At 56.2% G+C, this 8814-nt stretch carries 6 protein-coding genes and 1 pseudogene; 2 read left to right on the top strand and 5 right to left on the bottom strand.

Annotated features, from left to right (window positions below; genetic code table 11):
- Positions 1-426, top strand: a 426-nt coding sequence (locus P1U71_RS17070) for a nitrous oxide reductase accessory protein NosL (protein ID WP_301106879.1), incomplete at its 5' end; no start/stop codon positions are given.
- Complete coding sequence (locus P1U71_RS17065) at positions 423-1409, top strand: FAD:protein FMN transferase (RefSeq protein ID WP_301106878.1); 987 nt, start codon at positions 423-425, stop codon at positions 1407-1409. The genes P1U71_RS17070 and P1U71_RS17065, both read left to right, overlap by 4 nt.
- Positions 1410-1426: 17 nt before the next feature.
- Here P1U71_RS17065 and P1U71_RS17060 read toward each other — a convergent pair whose 3' ends face one another.
- The 5 genes and pseudogenes from P1U71_RS17060 to P1U71_RS18070 all read right to left on the bottom strand — a co-directional run.
- Complete coding sequence (locus P1U71_RS17060; RefSeq protein WP_301106877.1) at positions 1427-4096, bottom strand: nitrate reductase; 2670 nt, start codon at positions 4094-4096, stop codon at positions 1427-1429.
- Complete coding sequence (gene nirD / locus P1U71_RS17055; RefSeq protein ID WP_301106876.1) at positions 4093-4443, bottom strand: nitrite reductase small subunit NirD; 351 nt, start codon at positions 4441-4443, stop codon at positions 4093-4095. Before nirD ends, P1U71_RS17060 begins: the two co-directional genes overlap by 4 nt.
- Complete coding sequence (gene nirB, locus P1U71_RS17050; protein ID WP_301106875.1) at positions 4440-6887, bottom strand: nitrite reductase large subunit NirB; 2448 nt, start codon at positions 6885-6887, stop codon at positions 4440-4442. Before nirB ends, nirD begins: the two co-directional genes overlap by 4 nt.
- Before the next feature lie 11 nt (positions 6888-6898).
- Positions 6899-8662 (bottom strand): nitrate ABC transporter ATP-binding protein, encoded by a 1764-nt coding sequence (locus P1U71_RS17045; RefSeq protein ID WP_301106874.1) that lies wholly within the window; start codon positions 8660-8662, stop codon positions 6899-6901.
- 9 nt (positions 8663-8671) lie between these two features.
- Positions 8672-8814: pseudogene (locus P1U71_RS18070) on the bottom strand (ABC transporter permease); the annotation flags it as partial.

Genomic DNA, 8814 nt, shown 5'->3' with positions numbered 1-8814 from the left:
ATCCTCACCGAGCATGCCGGTCCGAAAGGACAGGTGTTCGAGAAGGGCCGCGACGCCCCGCTCTGGTTTACTGCGGTCCGGGACGCGATTGCCTATACGCGATTGCCCGGAGAAGGGCAAAGCACTGTCGCCCTTTATGTCCAGGACATGGCCCGCGCGGAGAGTTGGGAGAGGCCACAGTCAGACGGTATCTGGATAGAGGCCGAAACCGCCTATTATGTACTTGGCAGCGACATGCGGGGCGGTATGGGGATGCCGGAAACCATTCCTTTCGGAACGATTGAAGCGGCTCAGGCCTTCGCAGCGAAACATGGCGGACAGGTGATGCGGCTTGAGGAAATTCCGCACACGGCCCTGTTGCCCGATGACGGTGAGGACAGCGACACAATTGCCGATAGACAGCCAGGAGAAAGTCTGGAGAAATGACACAGAAACATTCCAAATCAACGGTCACACGCCGTCGTTTTATGATCATGGCGAGCGCCTTGGGGGCTCTCCCCGCGATGCCGGTCGCCGCATTCGCGTTGAACGGCGGGATGCAATCTGTCAACTGGACCGGCGCCGCGCTTGGGGCGGAGGCCTCGATCCGGCTATTTCATCACGATCCCGAATGGGCAAGAAGACAGCTGGATCGATGTCAGCAGGAGATCAACCGGCTTGAAAGTCTCTTCAGTCTTTATCGGCCGAATTCGGAGATCTGCAGGCTGAATGCCGACGGCCATCTCGACAATCCCGATATCGAGTTTTTGAACCTCCTGTCGCTGGCGAAATCCTTCTCACAGCAAACGAATGGATTGTTTGATGTAACGGTACAGCCGCTCTGGAAACTATATGTCGACCATTTTTCCCGGGAACATGCAGATCCGGCGGGTCCTTCATCATCTGAAATAACGGCAGTTCTTGGGACTGTCGGATCGTCGAAGATCAATTTGACCGCAGGCCGGATCGGGTTCGAAAAACCGGGAATGGCGATTACACTAAATGGTGTTGCGCAAGGATATATTACGGATCGCATCGCAGTCCTTCTTAAATCCGCCGGGTTTGATAATGTGCTGGTTTCCCTTGGTGAAAATTATGCGTTGGGCGGTAAGCCCGATGGAAACCCGTGGCGCGTCGGCATTCTGTCGCCGGAGGACGGAAAAACCATCGCAACAACTGTAGACCTCGCGAATAAAGCACTTGCGACCTCTGGTGGCCATGGCAGCCCCTTTACCTCTCATTCCACGGCAAATCATCTTCTCAATCCGCTGACGGGCAGATATGCGGAGTTTAAACGGTCCGTGTCTGTCACATCCCCGTCCGCCACGCTTGCGGATATGGCCTCAACAGCGCTCTCGTTCATGACGGATGAAGACGGCAGAAAATTCATCTCACGGCTCCCGCTCATTGAAGACGTGATTTACGGATGAAATAACCGCATTGTTCTCTACTCGGCCGCCTGTCGAACTATTGTATCATTCAAAATTTCCGCGATTTCAGAACGGCAGGAACCGCAATTCGTACCAGCTTGAACACAGTTGCCAATCGCCACGATATTTGAACAACCCATTTCTGTTATAGCGCTTAATATCTGATTGCGGCCGATAGAAAAACATGAACAGACGATCGCGCCGATATCAATCTCGGTGCCGCCGGACCGGCCCGCCAGCAGCTGATACCGGTTCAACCGGTTCTCATGGGTCTTCCCAAGCTGATTGACCAGCCAGGTTCTAGAAGCGGAGACGGGAATGGAGGACATATAAACGGCGCCGTTTAGTTGCTCGCCGTCGAAAACGGCATAGCGGTACTCTCCCGCCTTCTGGTCTTGATACGCAAGCAATTCGCCGATGCCGAGTAGTTCCGCCGCCAGATCCATGAATTTGGCAGGCACTTTAAGATCTGCAAACTCGACGCGCCAGCCATCTTCGCATTTTGCAATCGCCCAGTAATCGAGCTTCGACAAATGCGGCTTGCCGCGCGTCACCATAAAACCATGAAATTGCGCGACGAAGGGCCGGATGGAGCAGGGAATATTTTTAGTTGCAGGCTGGCCAGAAAACGGGTCAGTCACAGCGGGAACCAGACTGTTTACTCGCGCATTTGACGCGTACTGATCGGCCCAATGCATGGGAACGAAAACGGATTTGCGGTGAACGCGGTCTGTCATTAGCGCCCGAACAACGATAGATCCGAAATTATTGGAAATTTCGACGAGACTCGCCTCCCCTATCCCAAGTTCAGCAGCATCGGCAGGATGAATTTCAACGAAGGGTTCCGCCAGATGTTGCGACAATCGCGGACTCTTTCCGGTGCGCGTCATGGTGTGCCATTGATCGCGGATGCGCCCGGTATTAAGCACGAAAGGAAAATCAAGGGATTGGGCGACCCCCATTGTCTCCTCAGGCACACAAAACCGCGCCCTGCCGTCCGGTGTATAGAACCCGCCATCGGCAAAGAACCGGGTTACCGTTGGGCTTTCTCCTGCCCGGAAGGGCCATTGCACCGGCGCGAATTTGGCAAAATCCTCTGCCGCCATACCCACAAGAGCGCCGATATCAAAATCGCGCTCCCCGTCATTTTCGAACGCGGACAGCGCCGCATATTCGCGCGCGACCGCCGCCGCATCGGCGAAATCGAAGGCCTCTGCAAATCCCATTCTCTTGGCGACTTCCGCCAACTGCCACCAGTCGGCCCTCGCCTCGCCCGGTATCGGCAGAAATTTCTGCTGGCGGGAGATCCGGCGCTCGGAATTGGTGACCAGGCCTTCCTTCTCTCCCCATCCCTCGCTTGGCAGCTTCACATCCGCATAAAGAATGGTATCGGTTTCCTGAATGATATCGGAGACCACAACGAAGGGACAGGCTTCAAGCGCCTCTCTGACCATGTCGGCTTCCGGCAGACTATCGACAGGATTTGTTCCCATGATCCAGATCGCCTTGATCTTGCCCTCGCGAAGGCTCTGGAACAGATCGACGGCCTTTAATCCGGGCCTGTCTGCCATAACCGGCGAGTCCCAGAACCGTTGCACGGTTGAGCGATGCTCCGCGTTCTCAATATCCATATGGCAGGCAAGCATATTGGCCATGCCGCCAACCTCGCGCCCGCCCATGGCATTCGGCTGGCCGGTCACCGAGAAGGGGCCCATGCCTTCGCGGCCAATCCGCCCCGTCGCCAGATGGCAATTGATGATGGCGTTCACCTTGTCCGTTCCAACGGCAGACTGGTTGACGCCCTGGCTATAGAGGGTGACGGTTTTTCCCGTTTCCGAGAAAAGCCGGTAGAAGTCTCTCAAGTCACTGATATCAATGCCGGTCCGCGCGGAAATATCGACAAGCGAGAGCGGTGCCGCCGCGGCCAACGCGTCCTCAAACCCGGTCGTATGGGCATCGATATATCGCCAGTCCAGGGTGCCATCCGCGCTTAAATGCGCCAACAATCCCTGAAACAGGGCGACATCCCCATCGGGATCAATTGCAAGATGCATGTCGGCGAGATCGTTGGTCATGGTTCGGCGGGGATCGATCAGGACGATCTTCATCATGGGCCGCTCCGCCTTGGCCGCGACGATCCGCTGATAAAGGACCGGATGGCACCAGGCGAGGTTCGACCCGACCAGAACGATCAGATCCGCGAGTTCCAGATCTTCATAGGTTCCGGGCACCGTGTCGGTGCCAAAGGCACGGCGATGGCCCGCGACGCTGGACGCCATACAAAGCCGCGAGTTCGTATCAATGTTCGCTGTGCCGACATAGCCTTTCATCAGCTTGTTGGCGACGTAGTAATCCTCCGTCAAAAGCTGACCGGAAATATAGAGGGCGACCGCATCCGGACCATACTCCGAAATAGCCTCGCGGAATTTCGACGCGACAAGACCCAGTGCCTGATCCCAGCTTGCGCGCGTTCCATCAATCTCTGGATAGAGTAGTCGTCCGTTCAACCCGACTGTTTCGCCGAGCGCCGACCCCTTGGAGCAGAGCCGCCCGAAATTCGCCGGATGGTTTGGATCACCCGAGATCGAAACCTTACCGTCCTCGGCATAGGACGCCAGAACGCCGCAGCCGACACCGCAATAGGGGCAAGTAGTTTTGACTACATCTATGCCGTCCGTTTCTGTCACGCGGATTTTCTCATATCGGACAGGAAATTAAGGTCCAGATGAATGTCATCCCCGTCGAGCTTCACCGGGAAGGAGGTGATCCGGCCTTCATCCGCGCCTTGCGCCTCACCGGTTTCCAATGAAAACACCCAGTTATGGAGCGGACAGGTGACGCAATCCCCATGAATAATGCCCTGACTGAGAGGGCCCTGTTTATGCGGGCATCTATCTTCAAGGGCGAAAATCCTGTCCTCGGCGGTGCGGAAAACGGCAATGGTAACCTCGCCATTTTTCACCCGCCGGGCACCGCGCTTCGGTATGTCCGACAAGCGGCCGACAAGGATCCAGTTTGCTGTAGTGGCCTTCATTCCGCTGCCTCCAGAGTTAAATCCGACATCGGCATGAATTCATGCTTGTCCTTGCCCGAGACCCGCTCCGACCAGGGATCGACTTGCGCAAATTTCTGCGAGAAGACGAAACGGTCAAAATATCCCTGACGAGCGTCTATATCCTCCATTATCTGGCGACGGATTTCATCGAGCCCAATGCGCTTCGCCCATTTATAGATGCGCTCAAGATAATGACCTTGCTCACGGTACATCTGTGTTAGAGCGACAATATGCTCCAGCGCTTCATCTTCAGTTTTGACATGCCCGAGAACTTCCGTTCCCTTGATGTCGAGACCCGCGGCCCCGGCAAAATGAATATCAAAGCCGGAGTCCACGCAGATAACGCCGACATCCTTGCAGGTTGCCTCAGAGCAATTTCTCGGGCAGCCGGAGACCGCCATCTTGACTTTCGCCGGGGTCCAGGCCCCCCACATGAATTTTTCAATTCTTATGCCAAGACCTGTTGAATCCTGGGTTCCGAAGCGGCACCAGTCTGTACCAACACAGGTTTTCACTGTTCTGAGGCCCTTGGCATAGGCATGGCCCGAGACGAAACCTGCTTCGCCGAGATCTGCCCAGATAGCGGGCAAATCCTCTTTCCGGACGCCCAACATATCGATCCGCTGACCGCCGGTGACCTTGACGGTCGGGATATCGAACTTGTCGACGACGTCGGCAATTTTCCGAAGCTCGGCGGCTGAGGTGATCCCGCCCCACATCCTCGGAACGACGGAATAGGTGCCGTCTTTCTGGATATTGGCATGGACTCGCTCATTGATGAAGCGGGACTGGTAGTCATCCGCATACTCACCGGGCCATTCCGAGACCAGATAGTAGTTGAGCGCCGGGCGGCACTTAGCACAGCCACAGGAGGTTTTCCATTCCAGTGCCTGCATAACAGCCGGAAGAGTTTTCAGACTTTTCGCCCGGATGAGGTGCCGGACATCGTCATGGCCGAGATCGGTGCAGCCGCAAACAGGCGTTACCGCAGAAGGTTTGTAGCCATCCCCGAGAGTGACCGTCAGAAGCTGTTCGACAAGCCCCGTGCAAGTGCCGCAGGAAGACGACGCCTTTGTATGTGCGCGGACGCCATCAAGCGAGGTCAGTCCCTTTTCGGTAATGGCCGTTGTGATCTGGGATTTACAAATGCCGTTACAGCCGCAGATTTCTGCATCATCTGGCAAGGCTGCAACGGCCGCCGTAGGGTCCAGCGGGGCACCCCCTTGATAGGCCTGACCGAAAATAAGCGTGTCGCGCATCGGTGCAATATCCGTCTGCTTTTTGAGCAGATCGAAAAACCACGGGCCGTCCGAGGTCTCACCATAAAGCACCGCACCGATGATGCGGTTGTCTTTCAACACGAGGCGCTTGTAGATCCCGGCCATGCCGTCCCGCAGGACAATTTCCTCACGGTCTTCGTCATCGGCAAAATCCCCGGCGGAATAGAGATCGATCCCCGTTACCTTCAGTTTCGTTGCCGTCACCGAGCCGTTGTATTCAGCCCTGCCACCCAGCAAATTCTCCGACAGCACCTTCGCCATTTCATACAACGGCGCTACCAAGCCATAACATAGTCCCCGATGTTCGCTGCATTCGCCGAGCGCGTAAATATCCGGATCCGACGTCCGCATGTCATCGCCGACAACGATGCCCCGGTTACACTCGATATCCGCACTCGCAGCAAGAGCTGTCGAGGGACGGATGCCGACGGCCATGACCACAATTGTCGCCTCTATTTCTCGCCCGTCGTCCAGTAGAACGCCGGCAACCTTGCCGTCCTTTTCAAGGATTTTCTCCGTGTTGGCTTCGGTAATCACTTCGATGTCGCGATCGGCGATGGCATCTTCCAGCAGATGCCCTGCGGTCGGATCCAACTGCCGCTCCATCAATGTCGGCATCAGATGCAGGACGCTTACTTCCATGCCTTGCTCTCTCAGCCCGGCCGCAGCTTCCAGTCCGAGAAGTCCGCCGCCGATTACCACTGCCCGCCCGCCTGTCCGCGCTGCCTTCAGCATCTTGTCGACATCATCAAGGTCGCGGTAGACCAGGACGCCATCCAGTGTATGGCCGGGCAACGGAATCATGATTGGCAGGGAGCCGGTGGCAATGACGAGCTTGTCGTAATCGGCGGTCACCCCATTTTCCGCGGTAACCTTCTTCGCCTCGCGGTCGATTGTTGAAACTCTTGCGCTCTTGTGCAGGGTGACGCCGTGGTCATCATACCAGCCGTCGTCATGGGTGATGATATCGCTGTAGGTTTTTTCCCCCGACAGAACAGGCGACAGCATCAGGCGATTATAATTCACGCGCGGCTCCGCGTTGAAAATGGTGACGTCAAACGCCTCCGGATCCATGTCAAACAAATGCTCCAGCATCCTGCCCGGCGCCATACCATTGCCTATGATCACGAGTTTTTGTTTCATCTCTCGCTCCGTCAATTTGCAGTTGAACATAGAGGGGCCGTCGCCGCCTGCTGGCGTGCGATCCGCTCGGCGCGTTTCTGGCGAATGGAGTCTAGCTGCTCCTCACTCGGGTTTGCGCCACCTTCATAAGCCTCGAGGAAGCCGAGAAGCTCCTCGCGATAGGCATAATAGTCCGGATGCTCCAGTAATTCCTTCCGGGCGCGCGGCCTTGGAAGATCGACTTTCATGATATTCCCGATGCGGGCGTTGGGGCCGTTCGACATCATGACCACGCGGTCGGCGAGTAAAATGGCCTCGTCAACGTCATGAGTTACGCAAAGTGTGGTTACTTCTGTTCGCTTCCAGACTTCCATCAATACGTCCTGAAGTTCCCACCGGGTCAGGCTGTCAAGCATCCCGAAGGGTTCATCAAGCAACAGAAGCTTTGGCGACAGCGCGAAGGCGCGGGCAATGCCGACCCTTTGCTTCATCCCGCTGGAGAGACCGGCTGCGGATTTATGCATGGAATCCGCGAGTCCCACCTTGGAGAGGTAATATTCGACAATATCCTGCCGCTCCGCCTTGCTGGCCTTCGGATAAACCCGGTCAACGCCAAGCGCAACATTGTCATAGGCCGTCATCCAGGGCAGCAGAGAGGGTGCCTGAAAAACGACCGCGCGATCAGGGCCCGCCTTGGTCACATGCGTTCCGTCGAGCACGATCGCCCCATCACTGATGCTGTTCAACCCGGCAACCATGGAAAGGACTGTGGATTTCCCGCATCCCGAATGGCCAATCAGGGTAATGAACTCGCCTTTATCGATTTTCAGATCAAACCCGTCGACGACGGTAAGCGGACCGGTTCTGGTCGGGTAAACCTTGCAGGTCTGGCTGAAATCGACATAGCGTTCGGTCCTCGGCGACGTACCCGCCTCGATATAGGCGGTCGGCAAGGTTTCCTTCTGAGTTATCGGAACAACATTAGGGAGAATAATATCGTCCTGATCCACTGTTCCGGCGCGCGCCGCGCCGAGTTCCATCAGATATTCAGTGATTTCACCGCGCAGGCGGATAAACTCGGGATCACTGTTCATCTCCGACCTGTCGCGGGGACGCGGTAAATTGACAATGAACTCCTTTCCCAAAGTCGCCTTTGGTCCTGGCTTCAGCGGGATCACCCGATCGGCGAGAAGAATGGCTTCATCGACATCATTGGTGATGAGAATAATAGTCTTTTTCTCCCGCTCCGAGATTTCAGCGAATTCATCCTGCAGCTTCGCGCGGGTCAGGGCGTCCAGCGCCGAGAGCGGCTCATCCATCAGCAACACTTCGGGCTGCATCGCGAGGGCACGGGCGACCGCTACCCGCTGACGCATGCCGCCGGACAGCTCGGCAGGTTTGCGGTTTTGCGCATGATCCAATCCGACCATCTCAATATATTTCTGCGTGATGCCTGCGCGCTCGGCCTTACTCTTTTTCCTGAAAACCGTGTCAACCGCCAGCGCCACATTTCCTTTCACCGACAGCCAGGGCATCAGGGAATAAGACTGAAACACGACGCCCCGTTCGGGATCGGGGCCGGTCACTTCCTTGCCTTTGAAGATGATGCCGCCCTCATCCGGCTTGATCAGGCCGGCAAGCGCCGAGATGAGCGTCGTCTTGCCGGAGCCGGAAAAGCCGACAATGGCAATAAACTCTCCCTCTTCCACCTTGAGATTTATATTGTCGAGAATTTCGGCTCGGGTCTTCCCACCATCAAAATGCTTCGACAGGCCGGAAATTTCGATAAATGACATATCGCCCTCCTACCTGTTCGCCGAGAAAGTGAAAGCCCGTTGCAGGGCATACATGACCCTGTCGAGCGCGAAACCGATCAGCCCGATGGTCAGAACCGCCACCATGATCTTGGCCAGGGACTGCGAGGAGCCGTTCTGGAATTCATCCCAGA

This window comes from Sneathiella sp., from assembly GCF_029233945.1.
In the GTDB taxonomy this organism is placed as follows: domain Bacteria; phylum Pseudomonadota; class Alphaproteobacteria; order Sneathiellales; family Sneathiellaceae; genus Sneathiella.
Note: the sequence above shows the minus strand (reverse complement) of the source record. Positions and strands in the feature narration are given on the sequence as shown.

What these genes read in the sequence shown, in the direction of transcription:
- P1U71_RS17065 (WP_301106878.1), top strand. Translation starts at nt 423, where the DNA reads ATGACACAGAAACATTCCAAATCAACGGTCACACGCCGTCGTTTTATG.
- nirD (WP_301106876.1), bottom strand. Translation starts at nt 4,443, where the DNA reads ATGAAGGCCACTACAGCAAACTGGATCCTTGTCGGCCGCTTGTCGGAC.
- nirB (WP_301106875.1), bottom strand. Translation starts at nt 6,887, where the DNA reads ATGAAACAAAAACTCGTGATCATAGGCAATGGTATGGCGCCGGGCAGG.
- P1U71_RS17045 (WP_301106874.1), bottom strand. Translation starts at nt 8,662, where the DNA reads ATGTCATTTATCGAAATTTCCGGCCTGTCGAAGCATTTTGATGGTGGG.